This window comes from Streptomyces sp. MUM 203J (assembly GCF_022414595.1).
Taxonomy (GTDB): Bacteria; Actinomycetota; Actinomycetes; order Streptomycetales; family Streptomycetaceae; genus Streptomyces.
In genome coordinates this window covers 214843-234605 of record NZ_JADWYO010000001.1, presented here as the reverse complement: position 1 = coordinate 234605, position 19763 = coordinate 214843, and the positions used below count along the sequence as shown (strand labels likewise).

The following is a 19763-nucleotide window of genomic DNA, read 5'->3' as shown; positions in this document are numbered from 1 at the left end:
CCGCGGCCGTCACACCGACCGCTGCCGCGCCAGGCGCTGCCGACGGGCCTCGTACAGCACGACGGAGGCGGCGTTCGACGCGTTCAGCGAACTGGCCGACCCCGTCATCGGAATGCTGATCGTGTGGTCGCACAGCTCGCGCCAGGCGGAGCTGAGGCCCGCGGTCTCGTTGCCGATGAGCAGCAGGACCGGCCGGGTCAGGTCGAACGCGGAGACGTCGGCATCACCGTTCTCGTCCGTGCCGACGACGCTGACCGGCCGCCCCTGGGCGCGGGCCTTCCCGACCCACTCCATGACGTCGTGATGCGAAGGACTGCGGACCACGGGTACGGAGAAGAAGGACCCCGTGGAGGCACGCACCGACTTGGGGTCGTACGGGTCGGCGGCATGCCCCGTGACGACGAGACCGTCGGCCCCGAAAGCGTCGGCCGACCGCATGATGCTTCCGATGTTGCCGGGCTGCGTCGGCCGGTCGAAGAGCAGCCCGAGGAAGGCGTCGTGGATCTCGATTCGCGACAGGCTGTCCGGCGGCATCCCGACCACGGCCAGGACCTCCGCCGCCCCGTCGGACTTCTCGCTCAGCTCGGCGAGGAGCTTCGGGGCCACCGCGACCCGCTCGGCACCGACTCCCCGCATCAGGTCCTCGGCCCAGCGCGAGAGCGGGCGGTCGGCGTCGTACAGCACGGCACGGATCGTCCATCCGTGTTCCACGGCCATCGTGATCGGCCGCACACCCTGGACCAGGAACTCCCTCGCCCGACCTCGCTTGGCGCGGTTGTGGAGCAGCGTCTGAAGCTGCTGGAAACGGGCGTTGCGGGTCGTGATCCGCTGTACCGACACCCGTCCCCCAAGGCAGACAACCGTTGTGGACCCGGCGGTTCCAGATGAAGATCACCGAGCCGCCAGCAGGCTACACGGCCTCGGACGCCCCCGAATCCGGAAGCGAAGAACCGGGCCTCGCACCAGGCAGGTCGCCAGGGCGTAGAGCACTCCATGATCACGGGACCTCCCACGGCACCGCCCCCAGGTCACATCAACGCCGCAGCCCTGCCCGCCACCCAGGCCCGCCAGACATGAGGCGTGTTCGGCATGTCAGGGCGGTCAAGGAGGCAGAGCACACAGCCTGCCTGGCACCGGGCCCACGGGCTGTCCGAACCGACCGCACGATCCAGCCTGCCGCCCAGGTCGGCGCTGTCAACAGCCCGGGCAACCCGCACGTATTCGCGGTCCTTGCAGTGATACGCGCGGAGGACGACGATCTCGACCAGATCGGTGAGCTTCGCCCTGATCGCCTCCTCCTGGTGAACCAGGGCCATGTTCCCGGACAAGACTCTGCTTCGTACCCCACGCCTTCGCATGCTGCGTCCACTCCCGCGGGTATCTCGCTTACCGCTCCAGGAAGAGCAACGCATAGGGCAACCCCGGCCAAGTCGCCGGATCCCCGCTCGCCGGGCGACCCCACAGCCCGTCAGGCAGCGAACGCCTCTGTGCCCGGTGATGCCTCCGACGCGCCTGGAGATAGGCCGGCTCCCGGTACTGCTCCTAGCGCAGTCGGCTCGCTCCACCCGGCGGTGCCGACAGACACGACAACTCCGAACAACGTTCCGTGAGCAGGGAACCGTACGCTCGCCCTCCTTCAGCTCACGTGATCACGAAACGGGCGCCCGCCGACTACGCCGACGCCCTGCGGGGGTGGGGGTCTGGGCGAGCGACAGGCGCCAGCACCCTCCGGCTCTCACTCGCCACTCACTCGCGATCGGCGACTCAATGACAGAGACCCGGACTCAGTGGGACTGAGTCCGGGTCTCTGTGTTTCGCACTCTCGCTGGCCAGCGGGTTGATCACGCTGTACGAGCAGGAGTGCCCCCGGCAGGATTCGAACCTGCGCACACGGCTCCGGAGGCCGTCGGCATTCCCGACGTCTTCCCAGGTCAGCGGCTTAGCTGACGCTATGCCAGGGGCTCGGTCCCGCGCATGTCCCGTGAAAATGGAATGTCTCTTTAGATGTCATTCTGTGCTGGAGTCCCTCGCGTTGCGGCCCCGCCACGACACGGTGGGCATCAGAGGTCCTGCAACACGCCAGGCTGCGCGGCCCCGGCTCGGGCGGTCGGGATGTCTCGGTGACCAGAACCTTCGGAACGTCGGCCGCCCGCTGAGCGGCGGTCTGCGGCGAGGTCCGGTTGAGATTGACGCTGATCAGCCCCGACGTCACGTCGTGCTTGTCCAGAGAGATTGTGTGGGTGGCCTTCGGCAGGTCCACGGTGACGGGCTGGGGCATGAGGCAACTTTCCAGGGTCGGGGAACCGGTGGGCGATGCCTCAGGTGCTCGTGCCGGGGGACGGAATGTCGACCACCGCGACGTCGATGCCCTGCGTGCGCAGCGCGCGAACCGCTTGCAGCAGGGACACCTGGGCGAATGTGAACAGGTTGCGTGTAGTCAGGGTCTTGCCGCTCTTGAGCGAGACGGCGTAGACGACCTTCCTCGGGGTGAAGTCCTGGCTGATGGGATGCCCCGGGTGCTGCTCCCGTACGCGTCGGACGAACTCGGCGCGTGCCTCTGCGTCGAAACGCAGGGCCTCGGCAGAGACTCTCCCCTGTGCGAAGAGGTGGCTCAGCGGTGCTGAGGAGGCCGCCCTCTTCACGTGGACGAGGGTTCCGTCCTCGGCGAGCAGGTCTGCGGCCTCGAAGCCGTGCGGATGCTGGGCGGTCCGGATCAACTGACGGTCCAGGCAGAGGTAGCCGCTCTCTGCTGCCTCCAGGTTGTACGCCTCCTCTGTCCCGTGGTCGGTTCTCCAGGGAGGCAACGGACAGCTGGCCGGTGCGGCGAGCAAGGTGTCGACCTCGGCCCGGACACCTTCCAGATAGTGGTCTCCGATCTCGAACCAGCGTCCCTCGTGGTGGAAGTAGCGGCTCGTGTCGAGCGGGATCTCCGCGGTGATCCACTTGTGGGCCCGCACCTGAGCGCTCACCGGATCGGTACCCTCCTCGTCCCGGTGCATCTGTACGTAGCCCGCAGACAGGGCCTCCAGCCGCCTGCCCGGCGGAACGTCGTCGAGCAGTTCCCGGATGTCTTCGATCGTCGGAGAAGGGACGAGACGGCGGACGGACCCGATCTTCACCCGGTAGGAGAGTGCGGCGTCCTCCTGGTCGAGGCAGGCCGCGGGGACGGCAACGGCCATTGACCCGGTGTCCGCCGGGGCGCCCAGCAGGACATCGAGGCGGGCCTGCAGGACGCTGCGTCGCGGGTCGCCGCTCTTGAGCGGCCGTACGCGGGCGATGGCCTCGAACTCCGGGGCGGGAGACCGGCGGTCAAGGATCTCCTGGATGTGTGCGAGGTCCTGGACGAGGTCTTCGGGCTGGGCGCCGAGGTGGATCTTCAGGGCGTCTGTGCCGGCCACCTGAGCGGTTCGCCGACTGTGCTTGCTGATCGTGAGCTCGGTCGCGCCCAGGGTCCCGACCAGCCGGCTCACCACCTCTCCGTACTCCTCGATGGCGAACGCGCGGATGTGTTGCCCCAGGGCGGCCGAGCTCCGGTCCGTGCGGCCTCGGGCGTCCATCAGGCTGTGCGTGACCTGGCGGATGGCGTCGGGCTGTGCCGCGCGCAGCACGAAGTCGAAGCCGAAACCGGGCGAGATCCTGCTCTGATCGAGCAAGAGGTGTCCCATGCCGAAGGTGAGGGCGAAGACGTCGTCGGCGACGGGGAGCAGCAGTACGCACGCCGACGTGTGGTTCTCCGCGGGCGGCTTCCGCCCGGTGAGGGTGTGCACGGACGAGGTCCAGTCGGGCGGCCGATGGCGGCCGATCACACCGTGGCAGAGGAGTGCCGGGGTGTCCTCGATCATCACGTCCTCCACGACGAAGGAGTGATCGCGCTCGTACTTGGGATTGAGGGCGGAGCGCAGCTCCTCGGGGGACGTGCCGGTGTCCCGGAGGAGGTAGAGGGTGCTGCGCCGGGTCTTGGTGGCGGTGGCGGTGGCGGTGCTGTGGTCGGTGGTCGGACCGAGCGACATGTGGACTCCCAGGCGATGAGGTGAAGGGCGCCGCTAACGACACTCAGTAGACGTAGCCATGAAAGCGCTGTCAAACAGAAATTATCTGATGGGTTGTGGTGTAGTCTGTGAGCTGTCCATTCCGAGGAGAGGTGTCGCCCGGCCATGCCCGAGACAACAGCCCATGTGACAGCCGCGGAGATCTCCCGCATCGCCGGTGTCACCCGGGCCACCGTCAGCAACTGGCGCAGGCGGCACGACGACTTCCCCACTCCGACCGGCGGCACCGACACCAGTCCGCTCTACGACCTCGGAGCGGTCCGGACATGGCTCGGCTCACGCGGTCACACACACGTCGCCGACGCCCGGGAGGAACTCCGCACCGCGGTCCGCCTCCAGCCGTCCGACCCGGGCAGGACGACCGGCCGCATCGGCTTCGTCCTCGCGCTCGCCCGCCGTGCCCCGGACGAGACGGCGGCGCTCGCCGAGCTCACGGACGCCGAGCTCGCCGCTCGCGCCTCCGAGGAGGCGGCCGGACTCCTTGCCTCGCTCCCCGGCCCGACGCCCGCAGGCCCTCTCTTCTCCGCGCCCGACAGTCCCACGCTGCGCGCCCTCCTGCGCTGCGTGCGCGAGGCGGGAGGTCCCGCCGCGCTCACGGTGCTCGCGGAAAGGGAGCTCGAAGACGCTGCCGCGACCGGCGTGTACGGGACTCCGGAGCGCTTGGCACAACTGGTCGCGGCGCTGCTCCCGGCCGGCGTCGCGCGCGTCCTGGATCCGGCCTGCGGCAGCGCCACGCTCCTGGCGGCCGCCGCCGAGCGAGGTGCCACCGAACTCCTCGGCCAGGACTCCGTACCCGTGCAGGCGCAGCGCGCCGCAGCGGGACTGAGCCTCGCCGCACCACGCGCCGAGGTCACCGTGCGCATCGGCGACAGCCTGCGCGCGGACGCCTTCGACGGCCTGACGGCCGACGCGGTGGTGTGCAACCCGCCGTACGGTGACCGCGAGTGGGGCCACGACGAGCTCGCCTACGACCCGCGCTGGGCGTACGGCGTGCCGGGCCGTCCCGAGTCCGAGCTCGCCTGGGTGCAGCACTGCCTCGCCCACCTCGTACCCGGCGGCCGGGCCGTGCTGATCCTGCCGCCCGCCACCGCCTCCCGCGCCTCCGGGCGCCGGGTCCGGGCCGAGCTGGTGCGCAGCGGCGCCGTGCGGGCCGTGCTGGCCCTCCCGGCCGGCGCCGCGCCGCCCCTGCACGTGGGCCTGCACCTGTGGGTCCTGTCCCGGCCCGAGCCGGGCGGTCCGGAGCGGAAGTCGGTGCTGTTCGTCGACACGGCCGGCGCACCCTCGCCTGACACCGGGGAGCGGGCCACGGGCGGGCCGCGCACGAGTTCCTCCCGGGCCCCGATCGACTGGGCCGGACTGACTGCCCGGACCCTCGCCCACTGGGAGGCCTTCACCGCCGACCCGGACCGGTTCGAGACCGAGCCCGGCACCGCACGCGCGGTGCCGGTCCTCGACCTCCTCGACGACCACGTCGACCTCACCCCGGCCCGCCTGGTCCGCATCTCGCGCACGGACGTCGACCCCGTCGAGCTGTCCGTCCGTACGGAGACGGGCCGCCGTGAGCTGACCGAGGCCGCCCGCGCCCTCCTCGACACGGCTGACCTCACCGGCTGGACGGCACCCGGCCGCTCGGCCCGGGACTGGCGTACGGCCACCGCCTCCGACCTCGCCCGGGGCGGGGCACTGACCCTGCTCCGTACCGTGCCGGACACCAAGGCTCCGGAGCCGGAAGGGGCGGACCCCGCCGCACCGGTCCTCACCGGAGCCGACATCGCCCGGGGGACGGGCCCGACCGGTGATCCGGCGGAGCTGGGCTCCGCGACCGCGACCGCGCCCGTGATCGCCGCCGGAGACGTCCTCGTACGGGCGGTCGCCGGCGGTACCGGGCCGATGGCCCGGGTGGCCGACGAAGCGGACGCGGGCGCCCTCCTCGGCCCCCAGGTCCATCTTCTGCGCCCCGACCCGGCCCGCCTGGACTCCTGGTTCCTGGCCGGATTCGTCGGCTCGGCGGAGAACGTCGCCGGGGCCTCCACCGGCAGCACCGTCCTGCACGTCGCCCCGGGCAGGCTCCGGGTCCCCCTGCTCCCACTGGAGGAGCAGCGCCGCTACGGCGAGGCGTTCCGGCACGTCCACGACCTGCGCGCGCGGGCACGACGGGCCGCGCGCCTCGCGGAGGACGCGGCAGCCCTTCTCACGGACGGGCTCACGGGCGGCGCGCTGCTCCCGGCCACGGCCGAGACGCCGGCGGATACCGGCCCGGCCTGAACCACACCTGAACTTCGCGACCATCCACCACACTTGTCCGCACCCGCTCCGGTTGGGCGGGACGGTCCGGAAGGAAACCGGGGAACCCCTTGAACAGCAGTAAGCACACGGAACTGGCGAACCACGCCTGGTCCGTCGCCGACCTTCTGCGCGGCGACTACAAGCAGTCCGACTACGGCAAGGTCATTTTGCCGTTCACGGTGCTGCGCCGGCTGGAGTGCGTCCTGGAGCCGACGCGGGAGAAGGTCACCGAGACCGTCGCCCAGTACAAGGACCAGGAGGACATCGACCCGGACTACTGGCTGCGCAAGGCCTCCGGCCACTCCTTCTACAACAAGAGCGACCTGACCCTGAAGAAGATCGCCGCGGACCCGCAGAGCGCGGCGAAGAACCTCCAGATCTATGTGGCCGCCTTCTCGGACAACGCCCGTGAGGTCCTCGACAAGTACGACTTCGCCCAGCAGATCAAGCGGCTCGACGGGGCCGACCTCCTCTACCAGGTCATCGGCAGGTTCACCGATCTGGATCTGCACCCGGAGACCGTGCCCAACCACAACATGGGCTACATCTTCGAGGAGCTGATCCGTCGCTTCGCGGAGCAGTCCAACGAGACGGCGGGTGAGCACTTCACCCCCCGCGAGGTCATCAAGCTGATGGTCAACCTGCTGATCGCGCCCGACGGCGACGCCCTGACGGTGCCGGGTGCGGTCCGCACGGTCATGGACCCGGCGTGCGGCACCGGCGGCATGCTGTCGGCCGCCGAGGAGCACATCAGGTCCCTGAACCCGGACGCCACGGTGGAGGTCTACGGCCAGGAGCTCAACCCCGAGTCCTGGGCCATCTGCCGGTCCGACCTGATGATCAAGGGCCAGGACCCGGAGCACATCGCCTCCGGCAACTCGCTGAGCGACCCGGGGCAGGGCCGCGAGAAGTTCGACTACCTCCTGGCCAACCCGCCCTTCGGCGTGGAGTGGAAGAAGGTCAAGGACGAGGTCGAGTACGAGCACAAGCACCTGGGCGAGGCCGGCCGATTCGCCGCGGGCCTGCCGCGCATCAACGACGGCTCACTCCTCTTCCTCCAGCACATGATCTCGATGATGAAGCCGGTCGACGCCAAGGGCGGTGGCGGCTCCCGCCTCGCCATCGTCTTCAACGGCTCCCCGCTCTTCACCGGCGCGGCAGGCTCGGGCGAGTCCGAGATCCGCCGCTGGATCCTGGAGAACGACTGGCTGGAGGCGATCGTCGCCCTCCCGGACCAGCTCTTCTACAACACCGGCATCTCTACGTACTTCTGGATCCTCACCAACCGCAAGGCGCCGGACCACAAGGGCAAGGTCGTCCTGCTGGACGCGCGCGACCAGTTCCAGAAGATGCGCAAGTCGCTCGGCGACAAGCGCAAGGAGCTGGGCAAGCAGCACATCGCGGACGTGACCCGCCTGTACGGGGAGGCCGTCCAGGCCGCGGCCGACCCGGACCACGCGCTCCACGCCAAAGTCAAGGTCTTCGACAACACGGCCTTCGGCTACCAGCGCATCACGGTCGAACGCCCGCTGAAGCTGCGCTTCGAGGTCACGGAGGAGACCTTGACGGCCCTGGCGGCGGCGAAGCCGGTCCAGAAGCTGGCGGACGCGGAAGCGTTCGTGGCCGCGGTGCGTACGCTGCTGGGCTCGACGTGGTCGACGAAGTCCGACGCACTGGTGGCCCTGAAGGACGCCGTGGTCGCGGCCGGCCTGCTGTGGCCGACGGGCGCCCCGTTCGCGAAGGCGCTGCGGGAGGCGGTGGGCGTCCGCGACCCCGAGGGAGAGGTCCAGAAGGTCAAGGGCGAGCCGGAGCCGGACACGGAGCTACGCGACTACGAGAACGTCCCGCTGGGCGAGGACGTCGAGGAGTACCTGAAGCGCGAGGTTCACCCGCACGTCCCGGACGCGTGGATCGACCACGCGAAGACGAAGATCGGCTACGAGATCCCGTTCACGCGGCACTTCTACGTGTACGAACCGCCGAGGCCACTGGCGGAGATCGACGCGGAGCTGAAGGAACTGGAGGCGGAGATTCAGGTGCTGTTGGGGGAGGTGACGGAATGAGCCTCGCATGGGACGTGCGTTCTGGGTCAGGTAGAGAGGCCCTTCCACCTGACTGGCAGATTCGTCGAGTTGGTGACCTCGTCACTCTGAGCAACGGCTACCCGTTCCCATCGGAGAGTTTCGGTCCGACCGGTGATATTCCTCTGGTCCGTATTCGCGATCTTGCGGACCATTCCTTTGAGACCTATGTGACCGGCAACGTGCCCCAGTCCGCCCTTCTCCGGGACGGAGACGTGGTGATCGGAATGGACGGCGACTTTAATCTCGTAGTCTGGGACCGTGGTGAGGCCGCCCTCAATCAGCGACTCTGCTTGCTTCGACCGCGGGCAGACGTAGACATGCGTTTCATCGCGTATGCACTGCCTTCGTCACTTAAGATCATTAATGATCTGACCTTCGCGACCACCGTGAAGCATTTGTCGTCGACCGATGTCCTGACTGAACGTGTAATGCTGCCCCCGTTGGAGGGGCAGCGCTGCATCGCCGACTTTCTCGACATTGAGATCGCTCGCATGGATGCTTTGGCGACTGCAGAAAGACGGGTTCTCGACCGTCTGGCGGAACGCCGAGCCGCCGGGGTGGTGTCAGCTGTAGCGGGCGGAGAGCATGTCGACCGTCGTAAGTCCACGTTGGCCTGGTTGGAGACGGTCCCCGACTCGTGGCAAGAGGTGAGAGTCGGTCTCCTGGCCCAGATGGGCAGTGGCCACACACCGAGCCGGTCTCACCCCGAGTGGTGGGTGGATTGTGCGATCCCCTGGATCACAACTGGTGAGGTGAAGCAGGTCCGGGACGATCGTATTGAGGACCTGTACGAGACACGTGAGAAGATCAGTGAGCTCGGGCTTGCCAACTCTGCGGCAGAGTTGCATCGGAGGGGCACCGTGTTTCTCTGCCGGACGGCCTCGGCTGGCTACGCCGGAGTGATGGGGGAAGACATGGCCACGAGCCAGGATTTTGTTACCTGGACATGTGGCCCGCGCCTCAACCCGTACTACCTTCTTTGGTGTCTCCGTGCCATGCGTCCTGACTTGCTCGGGCGACTCGCCATGGGGTCCACGCACAAAACGATCTATGTCCCTGACCTTCAGATGCTGCGCATTCCGCTGCCCCCGCTGGATGAGCAGGGGCGAATCGTCGAATCCATTCGTTGGCAGAACGCGCGGATTGATGTCCTTGTAGACAAGGTGCGGCGCCAGATTGACCTTCTGAATGAGCGCCGCCAAGCCCTCATCACTGCTGCCGTAACCGGCCAGTTCGACGTATCCACCGCCAGCGGACGCAACGTCACGGAGGGAATCACCGTATGAGCCCCGGCCCCGTCCACAGCGAGTCCGCCTTCGGCGAAGCCATAGTCGCCGCCATGACCGCGCGCGGCTGGCGCGAAGCGAGCCCCGCCGGCTATCAGCCCGACCTCGGCCTGGACACGGGCGAACTCTTCGAGTTCATCCGCAGGACTCAGGCCGAGGAGTGGCACGAGCTCCGCACCGTCTACGGCGACACCAAGGACGCCGAACGCGGCTTCGCGCGCCGCCTCGATCAGGCCATCGCCCATGACGGACTCCTCCACGTCCTCCGTAACGGCGTCAAGGACCGCGGCGTACTCGTCCGCGTGGCCTACTTCAAGCCAAACCTGGTCGCCGACGCCTCCGTCCTCGACGGCTACCGCGCCAACCGCCTCACCGTCGTCCGCGAGCTGCCCTACGCCACCAAGCAGCTCGACTGGAACAACCGTCTCGACCTGACCCTGTTCCTGAACGGCATTCCCGTCGCCACCGCCGAGCTGAAGAACCCGCTTACCGGCCAGGGTGTCGAGCGTGCCATGGCCCAGTACCGCACCGACCGCGACCCCACCGAGCTGATTTTCACCCGCCGGGTCATCGCGAACTTCGCCATAGACCCCGACCTGGTCTTCGTCGCCACCCAGCTCAAGGGCAAGAACACCCGCTTCCTGCCCTTCAACACCGGCTCCGAGGGTCCTGGCCGCCCCGGTGGCGCCGGCAACCCCGCCCCCACGGTGTACGGCCAGTACGCCACCTCCTACCTCTGGGAGCAGGTCTGGGAGCGGGACAACTGGCTGGACCTACTCCAGCGGTTCGCGCACCAGCAGAAGTCCAAGACGCCCGGCGGCGGCACCACCCGGACCACGATCTTCCCGCGCTTCCACCAGTGGGACGCGGTCAAGAAGCTCACCGCCCACGCCGCCACCCACGGCGCCGGTCAGAACTACCTGATCATGGCCTCGGCCGGCTCCGGCAAGTCCAACACCATCGGCTGGCTTGTCCACCGCCTCTCCGACCTGCACGCGGACAACGACCCCCGTACGCTGAACACCGAGGCCCTGGCCGCGGGGTTCATCAAGCCCGGGGCGCCCGTCTTCGACAAGGTCATCGTCATCACCGACCGCCGCAACCTGGACGCCCAGCTCCGCGAGACGGTCGGCAGCTTCTCCCAGACCGACGGCCTGGTCGTCAAGATCGACGAGAAGCAGGGTGCCAAGAGCGAGCAGCTCGCCCGCGCCCTCTCCCGCGACACCGGCAAGATCGTCACCGTCACGCTGCACTCGTTCCCCGCGCTGCTCGACTACCTCCAGCGCAACCCGACCGAGATCAAGGGCACCACCTTCGCCATCGTCATCGACGAGGCCCACTCCTCCCAGTCCGGTGACGCGGCGACCTCCGTCCGCGCCGCCCTGCGCGAGCTCGGCCTCGACTCGGACTCCGAGGACGCCGGCGCGACCAGCGTCACCGTCACCGACAAGCTCAAGAAGAAGGCGCTGGAGCGGTCCCGGGCCGCCAACCTCTCCTACTTCGCCTTCACCGCCACCCCGAAGTCGAAGACCCTCGAACTCTTCGGTACCCCGGACCAGGTCGACGGCAAGGCCGCCTACCGCCCCTTCCACACGTACTCCATGCGCCAGGCCATTGAGGAAGGCTTCATCCTCGACCCGCTGCGCAACTACGTCACGTACAACACGTACTGGAAGCTGGTGAACCAGAACACGGACGAGCGCGAGGTGGACCCCGCCAAGGCGAACTCCCTGCTCGCCCGGTACGTCCTCACCCACGACTCGACCGTCTCCCAGCACGCCCAGGTGATCGTCGAGCACTTCGTGGCCCACACCCGGGGCCGGCTCGGCGGGCGCGCCAAGTCCATGGTCGTGACGGCCTCCCGGCACTCCGCCGTCCAGATGGCCCGCGCCATCAGGAGCTACATCAAGGACCGCCAGTACGACGCCAAGTACCCGGAGATGGGCGTCCTGGTCGCCTTCTCCGGCTCCCTCACCATCGACGGTGAGGAGACCACCGAGCCCAAGGAGAACGGGGGACTGTCCGAGTCCGCCCTGCCCAAGGCCTTCGGCTACACCCGCGCCGACGACAAGGCGGTGAAGGCCGGGGCGAAGGGGAAGCAGGAGTACCGGATCCTGATCGTCGCCGAGAAGTACCAGACCGGCTTCGACCAGCCCCTGTTGACGACCATGTACGTCAACAAGACGCTGACTGGTATCGCCGCCGTCCAGACCCTCTCCCGGCTGAACCGCACCGCCGAACGCAAGACACAGGCCGACCTCGCCGTCCTCGACTTCACCAACGAGGCCGAGGACATCAAGGAGGCGTTCCGCCCGTACTTCGAGGAGGCCAACACCCTCCCCTCGGATCCCAACCTCCTCTACACCGCCCAGAGCCGGGTCATGTCCGCGCCGATCATCTCCGAGACGGAGATGGACGAGTTCGCCGCCGCCTGGTTCGAGGCGAAGGAGAAGGCCGCCGGATCCCCCGCCAAGTGGGAGAAGCTGCACGCCGAGCTGTACCGCCGGCTCTCCCCGGCCGTCACCCGCTACGAGGCCCTGCGCGACAACGACGAGGACGAGGACGACGTCAGGACGGCCGAGGACTTCCGCGCCGACCTCCACGACTACGTGCGCAAGTACGGTTTCCTCGCCCAGATCGTGCCCTACCACGACCCCGACCTGGAGCGCCTCCACCTCTACGGCCGCTACCTCCTCACCCGGCTGCGCGGGCGCGCGGACGGCGGCGTAGACATCGGCGAGGTCGACCTCAGCCACCTGCGCGTGCAGAAGACCGGCGAGCATGACGTCTCCCTCAGCCCGGAAGGGCCCGCGACGATGCCCGGCTTCGGCGAGGGGCCGGGCGGCGCCAAGGAGGCCGAGAAGTCGCTTCTGTCCGAGCTGATCGAGAAGTTCAACGCCAAGTTCGGCACGGACTTCACCGAACAGGACGTCATCCGGCCCTTCGAGGAGGCCAAGGCCGACGCCAAGGTCCGGGCGGCGGCCGTCGTCAACGACGAGGACAACTTCGGCAAGGTCTTCGACAAGGTCTTCGCGGACAAGATGGCCGACCACGTCGACTCCATCGCCGGGCTCGGCCGCCAGTACTTCGGCGCGGACCGGAACTTCAAGTCCAGCCTCGACCGCAGCGCCCGCCGCGCCGCGTGGCGGATGATCCGCCGCGAGGAGGGCGTGGACGACGCCGCGTAGCCCTCTCGGTGCGTGAGAAGAGGCCTCGTACACCTCACCGGTGTACGAGGCCCCGCCAGCACTCAGACCGTGAGGTCTGCCGCCAGCTCCACGAGCCCTGTCCACGCACGGGGGCTCACGCTCAGCACGGGCCCGCCGAGCCGCTTGGAGTCCCGGATGTGCACGGTGCCGGAGGCGGCGGCCACCTCCACGCACTGACCACCCTCAGCGCCGCTGTAGCTGCTCTTGAACCAAGCGAGTACCGGCTGCACAGGTGCGGTAACTGCGGTGCTCATAGTTCTCCCAGCAACTTCTCGATGAATCCCATGGTCTCTCGGGGACTGACTGGGTGTTTCATCCCTGATTTGTGGATCATGTTCCGCGCCAGGTCGGGGTGGTTTCGTTGGTCAGTCGGCGGGTCATGAGGTTGATCATTGCGACGTGGATCATGGCTTCGGAGCGGGCTGGGAGGGCTTCGTAGTCGCGGGCGAGGCGGCGGTGGTTCATGAGCCAGCCGAAGGTTCGCTCGACGACCCAGCGGCGGGGCTGGACCACGAATCCCCTGGTCGTGGGGTCGCGGCGGACGATCTCGACGTCGATGCCGAGGGTCGCGCCGTGTTCGATGACGGCGGTCTTGTAGCCCATGTCGGCCCAGGTCTTGCGTACGGTGGGGTGGTCGGCGGCGACCGCGGTCAGCAGGTGCTGGCCTGCGGTGCTGTCCTGGACGCTGGCGGCGGTGACCAGGACGGTCAGCAGGAGTCCGATCGTGTCGGTGTCGATGTTCCGCTTCCGGCCGGCGATCTTATTCCCGACGTCCACGCCCTGGGTGGCTGCAGGGGCGTTGGTGGAGGTCTTGACGCTCTGGGAGTCGATGATGCAGGCCGTCGGCTCCGGATCGCGGCCCTCGCTGGCGCGGACCAGGCGGCGCAGGAGCCCGTTGAGCTGCTCGAACACGCCGTCGCGTTGCCATCGGGCGAAGTGGGCGTAGACCGTTTGGTGGGGCGGGTAGTCGTGCGGGAGGTAGCGCCAGGGGATGCCCGTGCGGTCGACGTAGAGGATCGCGTCGAGGAGGTCTCGCAGGTCGTGCTCGGGCGGCCGGCCGAAGGCGAGTGCGCGTGCGGTCCGGGCCTGGCGCCAGGCTGTCAGGGTTGGTTCCACCAAGGCCCAGCGGGCGTCGGACAGGTCGCTCGGATATCGTCGACGATCCGTCATAACGGCGGCATACCGCGGGATCGCCGCTCTGGCCAGGGTCCGCGGGAGTAGGCAGACAGATGCTCTCCGGCCTGGCCTTTTGGAATGAGACAGAACGAAGTGCACAGTTCCGGCGGACATTCGCGCGCCAGCGACACTCCTGCCACCACAGCTTCCGGAGTCACCGCAGCAGAGCCGATCACACACCCCGCGAACCGGCTTGAAACGGCGATTTCAGAGACGAAACACCCAGTGAGAGCCTGGCTCCGAATGATGCCATAGCGGGCGGCGGCGAGCCGAGCCTCCTCCCGGTCCGTCAGCAGGTTGCTCCGTGCCTGGACTTCCATGTACACGAGTTGCTGCCCGCCTTTGCGGGTGATGACGGTGAAGGGGCCGTCCACACCGGCGTTGTCCTCGCGGTCGAGTGGCATGACCTGGATCTCTACGTTGCGCTTCTCGCCGATGAGTAGCAGGTGTTCCAACTGGCCGCGCAGGGCCGCCTTGCCACCCAGGGGGCGGCGCAGAACCGACTCCTCCATGACGAAGCTCAGCAAGGGAGCCGGCCACCGGTTGAAGATCTCCTGGCGGGCCAGCCGCGCCGCCACCCGCGTTTCGATGGTCTCCTCGTCCAGCAGGGGCCGTCGCATGGCCAGTACGGCCCGCGTGTACTCCTCCGCCTGCAACAGTCCGTTGACCACCAGGGTGTCGTAGGCGCACAACTCCACTGCCTCCGACTCCAGTCGCGCCATGTCCCGGAAGAAGGCCGGATACTGGGCCCGCGCCACCTCCTCCTTCAGCGCCTTGAGCACCCCACCCGCGTCCAGCACCTCGTCCGCCCGGTCGATGAACCTGGGCGGCGGGATGCGTCGGCCCTGCTCGAACGACGCGACCGACTGGGCCGCGTACCCCACCAGCTTCCCGAACTCCGGCCGCTCCAGCCCGGCCCGCAGCCGAAGGAGCTTCAGCTGCCGCCCGAAGGCCGTGACCACTCCCTGCCCCGGCTCGTCCTCCGGCCGCTGCCCCACCGGACCCGCCGACCCGAGCCGCTCCTCAGGCTCCACCGGCTCCCGTCCGGCTGTCGCGTCATCGTCCCGCACCGCCGCCACCCTTCCGCGCGCGTACACCGCGCCGCCCGCCCGCGTACAAGCGGAACGCGACGGCGCGTCACCCATGGTCACGCTACGCCACCACGGCCCACCGTGGAGCCATGACGAACAACCCCACCGGCACCACTCACGCCACCCAACCCGCCATGCCCACCCGTCACTTCGCCATGCGCTTCACCGCCACGCCCCGCGGCGCCCGTCTCGCCCGCCGGCTGTGTGCGGAACGGCTGCACGCCTGGGGCATCCTGTACGGCTCCGATGCGCACGACGTGATCGCACTCCTCGTGGCCGAGCTCGGCGCGAACGCCGTCCACCACGGCCGGCTCCCGGGCCGGGACTTCCACGTACGGCTCACCGTCCCCGTACAGCCCCTCACCACCGTGCGGATCGAGGTGGCCGACACCCGGGGCGAGCGGCTGCCGGAACCCGCGCAGCAGCTGCCCGGCGCCGAGCGTACCGACGGGCGCGGTCTGCTCCTCGTCGCCGCCCTCGCCGACCGGTGGGGCTGGGGCCCACGGCCCTGCGGGGCGCCCGGCAAGATCGTGTGGGCCGAGTACGACAGGCGAAACCACGACACACAGACGGTTCTCGGCCAGATCTGACAGACCTCGTACGCCTCCCTGGACGGAAGATCGCCACCCCCACCACACTGGCTCCGACATGTCGGGCCGGCCGACACCACCTCGGGGTACCACGTCGGCGACAGCAACACCACGGGGCAGGGGCACGGTGCCGCAGCGGATCATCGACAGACGTTACGAACTCCTGGAGGAGCTCAGCCACGGCGGCATGGGCGACGTCTGGCGCGGCTACGACTCCGTGCTTGACCGGCCCGTGGCGGTGAAGCTCATCCGGGCGCAGGCCGTCACCTCACCGCAGCTGGCGGACGAGCTCGCCAAGCGGTTCCGGCGCGAGGCCAGGATCACGGCCCGTATCCAGCACCCCGGTGTGCCGCAGGTCTACGACGCCGTCCTGGACGACTCCCACGAGCACCTGTTCCTCGTCATGGAGCTGGTCGAGGGCGTCCCGCTGTCCGCCTACGTGGACCCGGCCCGGCCGCTGCCGGTGAGCTGGGCGGTGGCGGTGGCCGCACAGGTGGCCACCGTGCTGTCGCACGCCCACGAGGTCCCCGTGATCCACCGGGACCTCAAGCCGGGCAACGTCCTTGTCGCCCGCGACGGGACCGTGAAGGTCCTGGACTTCGGCATCGCGGCCATCCTGCGCACCGACGCCACCAAGCTGACCGCGACCGGGAGCCCCATCGGGACCTCCCAGTACATGGCGCCCGAGCAGGTCCGCGGCGGGCGCGTCACCCCGCGGACGGACCTGTACGCGCTCGGCTGCGTGCTCCACGAGCTGCTCTCCGGCCGGGTGCTGTTCCAGGCGGACAGCGAGCTCGCGCTCATGTACCAGCACGTCACCGAGGACCCCACACCGCTCCGGCACCTGCGCCCCGAGGTCCCGGCCGCGCTCGAGGAACTCGTCCTGCACCTGCTCCGCAAGGCCCCGGAGACGCGGCCCGCCGACGTTCAGGAGGTGTACGAGCGGCTGCGGCCCTTCCTCCCGCAGGCCGGCCAGGACCCGTCGCCCGGCGAGACGGGCCCGGCCGGTACCCCGGACCCGACCGCGCTGTTCCGCCACCCGTACGCGCCCCGCTCCCGGCCCCGGCCGGCGGCCGCCCCGACGCCCTCGGGGGAGCAGGCCCCCGCACCCGTCCCCGTCCCGGACGAACTCAGGGCGGACATCAAGGACGCGTACGCGCACTCCGACGCCCTCCTCGAAGAGGAGCGGTTCACCCAGGCCGCGGAGGTCCTGAGCGAGGTCATCGAACCGGCCGCCCGCGCCCTCGGCACCGAGAACCGGCAGGTGCTCGAACTGCGCACCCAGCGGGCCGCGATCCGGCTGCTCGGCGGGGACTACCGCGCCGCCCTGCCCGAGTTCACGGCGCTCGCCGACGCCTACGGGCGCATCGCGGGGCCCACGAGCGAGCAGGCCCGCGCCTGCCGAGCCCAGGCCGCCCGCTGCCGCGCCGAACTCGGCCAGGTGACGGAGGCGCTCACGGCGCTGGAAGCGGTGCTGGCGGTCGTCCGGTCCGTGGACAGTGACGTCAGTGAGGAAGCCGTCGAACTCCGCCGTGACATCGGCATGCTACTGCTTGCCCAGGGCCGGGCCGCCGAAGCCGTGGTCGTCCTCGAACCGCTGCACGACGACTTGAACGTCGTCTACGGCCCCGCGGACGAGCTGACCGCGGAGATCGCCGAGGCGCTGGCGCTGATCCGGCTCGATCTCGACGGTCAGGGTTCCTGAAGCGGCGGGACAACGGCGCAACGATCGACCTGGCGGGCGACACGGCCCAGCCGACGGGAGGGGAAGAACATGAGCGCGACGCACGGCCCGGACAGCCTGCCGAATGTGGCGACCCAGGTTCGGCAGGTGGGCAGCGCGTTGAGAAGCACCTACAAGGGACTGCTCAACGTCGACGACCTGGAGGGCTACGCCGGGGACGCCTACGACAACCGGATGCTGTCGCGGGCCCTTACGGCGCAGGCCGTGCGCATCGTGACCGGCTTCAGCCATGCCGAGGCGGCGGCCACGGTGATCGACGGGCATGCCGACCAGGGCATCGACGCCATCGCGGTCGTCGAGGGTCCGGACCCGCACGTGTATCTCGTCCAGGCGAAGTGGAGCCCCGAGGGGCGGGCCGGGGCCGACCGGAAGGCCGTCCTCGAACTCCTCGCGGGACTGCGGCTCATCGACGACGAGGACTTCGCGCCGTTCAACCCGCGCGGTCGGCAACTGGCCGAATACGCCAAGACCGTCATGGACAAGGGCCCCGTGCCCGTCACCCAGGTCGTGGTCCTGATGCGGCCCGACCAGCCGGGGCAGGGCTTCCTGCAGGCTGTCGAGAACGGGGAGAACGAGTTCAACCGCTTCGGGAAGGTGCTGCGAAACCGCATCATCCTCGCCCCCGAGGTGTGGGCGTCCGTGCGGAGCGACCAGGCCCCCGAGCCTGTGGTGCTCACGGCGGAGCTGTACCCGTGGTTCGGCATGGGGTCGGACGCGCTCTACGACTCCTACCAGGGAGTCGTAGACGCCGAGCAGGTAGGGAAGTGGGCCCGACACGGTGCGGACCTGTTCAGCCTCAACATCCGCAATCCGCTGGGCCGCACCGTCATCAACAACGCCCTCGTCCACACCCTCACCGAAGAGCCCGCGCACTTCTGGTACTACAACAACGGCATCACTGTGCTGTGCGACCGGGTCGAGAAGGTCGAGCGGTCCGCCCGCGCCCCGCAGCACCGCCCGCTCGCCCTGACCCTGCACAACGCGAGCGTGGTCAACGGCGCCCAGACCGTGCGGGCGGTGGCCGAGGCCCTGGCCCAGGGCGATGCCGCCGCCGAGGCGCGGATCACGGTGCGTATCATCGTCACGGGCGAGGAGAACGACTTCGCCAAGGAGACCACCAAGGCCACGAACCGGCAGAACAGCGTCGGTGCACGCGACTTCATTGCCCTCGATCCGGTCCAGGGCGCGATCATGGAGGACATGCGGGCCGAGCTCGGTCTCGAGTACGTCGTGAGGCGCAGCGAACTCGACCCGCCGGAGGAGACCGGCTGCTCGGTCGTCGAGGCCGCGTGCGCCCTGGCCTGCGCGCACGCCGACAGTCAGTACGCGGCCCGGATCGCGCTCTCCCTGGAGCCGCTCTGGGAGCGGGGCACCCAGGGGATCTACGACGTCCTGTTCCGGTCCCGGCCCGGTGCCTTCTCCCTGTGGAACGCGGTTCAGGTGCTGCGCCAGGTGCGTCGGAGCCTCTTCGAGATCCGCCGCCGCTACGAGGGGCGCGGTGCCGCACTCACCGAGCACGGCGTCTACCTCATCACCCATATGGTGTTCAAGCTCCTCGACACCGAGTCCATGGGCGAGCCCGATGTCGGGCTGGCCTGGGCCGAGAACGCCACACAGAAGACGAAGGAACTCGTCCAGCGGCTCGTGCCCGTCACCGCGAGCGCCATCGACCAGCTGTTCACGGAACGCTCGCAGATCCGGGCCGTCTGCTCGGACGTGGCTCGCACCCGTGAGCTCACGGACCACGTGGTGAAGGCCATGATCTCACCTCAGGGCGCCGGGGCACCGGACACGTATCGACGCGTCCGCCCTCAGCGGAAGCGCCGCAGGCCCAACGCCGTCCACGTCCTGGTGGACAAGGGCGTGCTCGTCGACGGGACCCCTCTCGTCCTCAGCTCGGCGTACCCGCTGGAGGCCGCGGCCCTGAGCGACTGGCTCGCGAAGGACGGCCGACGGGCCCTGGCCAGCTGGGTCAACCACCGCACCAAGCCGATCCTGTGGGCCGCGGACGGGCAGCGCTACTCGCCCTCCGGCCTCATCACTCACATGTGGGAGCAGGCCGGCTGGGCCGAGCGCCCGGTCGCCAACCAGGGCACGGCCCGGTGGACCACGAAGGACGGGGCGACCCTGGCCGACCTCGCCTGGAGCGCCCTGAACGCGCTCGACGAAGCGGACGAACCCTCCGACCCCACCGAACCCGTGCCGGGTGCGGACCCGACCGACCAGTAGAACCACCGGGAGAGACGCT

General features: G+C 69.2%; 12 protein-coding genes, 1 tRNA gene and 1 pseudogene. 7 read left to right on the top strand and 7 right to left on the bottom strand.

All coding sequences use genetic code 11. The annotated features are described in order from the left end of the window. Positions 1-9: 9 nt before the first annotated feature. The 4 genes from I3F58_RS01015 to I3F58_RS01000 all read right to left on the bottom strand — a co-directional run bounded on the left by I3F58_RS01015 (position 10) and on the right by I3F58_RS01000 (position 4010). Entirely contained in the window at positions 10-840 is an 831-nt protein-coding gene (locus tag I3F58_RS01015; RefSeq protein WP_240106188.1) for an RNA methyltransferase, read from the bottom strand. 188 nt (positions 841-1028) lie between these two features. Next, complete coding sequence (locus I3F58_RS01010; protein ID WP_240106187.1) at positions 1029-1316, bottom strand: hypothetical protein; 288 nt, start codon at positions 1314-1316, stop codon at positions 1029-1031. Between the two features lie 545 nt (positions 1317-1861). Beyond that, positions 1862-1962, bottom strand: a tRNA-Arg gene (locus I3F58_RS01005). 356 nt (positions 1963-2318) lie between these two features. After that, positions 2319-4010 (bottom strand): DUF6119 family protein, encoded by a 1692-nt coding sequence (locus I3F58_RS01000; protein ID WP_240106186.1) that lies wholly within the window; start codon positions 4008-4010, stop codon positions 2319-2321. 144 nt (positions 4011-4154) lie between these two features. Between I3F58_RS01000 and I3F58_RS00995 the strand changes: the two genes are divergently transcribed. From I3F58_RS00995 to I3F58_RS00980, 4 genes are all read left to right on the top strand, one after another. Then, on the top strand, positions 4155-6314 hold the full coding sequence (locus tag I3F58_RS00995) for an N-6 DNA methylase (protein WP_240106185.1): 2160 nt from the start codon (positions 4155-4157) through the stop codon (positions 6312-6314). A gap of 89 nt (positions 6315-6403) precedes the next feature. Then, positions 6404-8398 (top strand): class I SAM-dependent DNA methyltransferase, encoded by a 1995-nt coding sequence (locus tag I3F58_RS00990; protein ID WP_240106184.1) that lies wholly within the window; start codon positions 6404-6406, stop codon positions 8396-8398. Beyond that, a complete protein-coding gene (locus I3F58_RS00985; protein WP_240106183.1) occupies positions 8395-9705 on the top strand; it encodes a restriction endonuclease subunit S in 1311 nt (436 codons plus the stop codon). Before I3F58_RS00990 ends, I3F58_RS00985 begins: the two co-directional genes overlap by 4 nt. Next, complete coding sequence (locus I3F58_RS00980) at positions 9702-12893, top strand: type I restriction endonuclease subunit R (protein ID WP_240106182.1); 3192 nt, start codon at positions 9702-9704, stop codon at positions 12891-12893. The genes I3F58_RS00985 and I3F58_RS00980 overlap by 4 nt, the downstream gene beginning before the upstream one ends. Positions 12894-12955: 62 nt before the next feature. Here the strand turns inward: I3F58_RS00980 and I3F58_RS00975 are convergent, their stop codons facing one another. The 3 genes and pseudogenes from I3F58_RS00975 to I3F58_RS00965 all read right to left on the bottom strand — a co-directional run. Continuing rightward, positions 12956-13168: a DUF397 domain-containing protein gene (locus tag I3F58_RS00975; RefSeq protein WP_240106181.1), complete on the bottom strand. Its 213-nt coding sequence runs from the start codon at positions 13166-13168 to the stop codon at positions 12956-12958. 76 nt (positions 13169-13244) lie between these two features. Continuing rightward, positions 13245-14084 (bottom strand): IS5 family transposase, encoded by an 840-nt coding sequence (locus tag I3F58_RS00970; protein WP_240106180.1) that lies wholly within the window; start codon positions 14082-14084, stop codon positions 13245-13247. A gap of 230 nt (positions 14085-14314) precedes the next feature. Beyond that, positions 14315-15160 (bottom strand): annotated as a pseudogene (locus tag I3F58_RS00965) (helix-turn-helix domain-containing protein); the annotation flags it as partial. 110 nt (positions 15161-15270) lie between these two features. Between I3F58_RS00965 and I3F58_RS00960 the strand changes: the two are divergent. The 3 genes from I3F58_RS00960 to I3F58_RS00950 all read left to right on the top strand — a co-directional run bounded on the left by I3F58_RS00960 (position 15271) and on the right by I3F58_RS00950 (position 19744). Then, positions 15271-15771 carry an ATP-binding protein gene (locus I3F58_RS00960; RefSeq protein WP_240106179.1) on the top strand — a complete coding sequence of 167 codons (501 nt, stop codon included), beginning with the start codon at positions 15271-15273 and terminating at the stop codon, positions 15769-15771. A 127-nt stretch (positions 15772-15898) separates the two neighbouring features. Then, on the top strand, positions 15899-17476 hold the full coding sequence (locus I3F58_RS00955; RefSeq protein WP_240106178.1) for a serine/threonine-protein kinase: 1578 nt from the start codon (positions 15899-15901) through the stop codon (positions 17474-17476). Positions 17477-17545: 69 nt separating this feature from the next. Then, a complete protein-coding gene (locus tag I3F58_RS00950; RefSeq protein WP_240106177.1) occupies positions 17546-19744 on the top strand; it encodes an AIPR family protein in 2199 nt (732 codons plus the stop codon). The last annotated feature ends 19 nt before the right edge of the window (positions 19745-19763 follow it).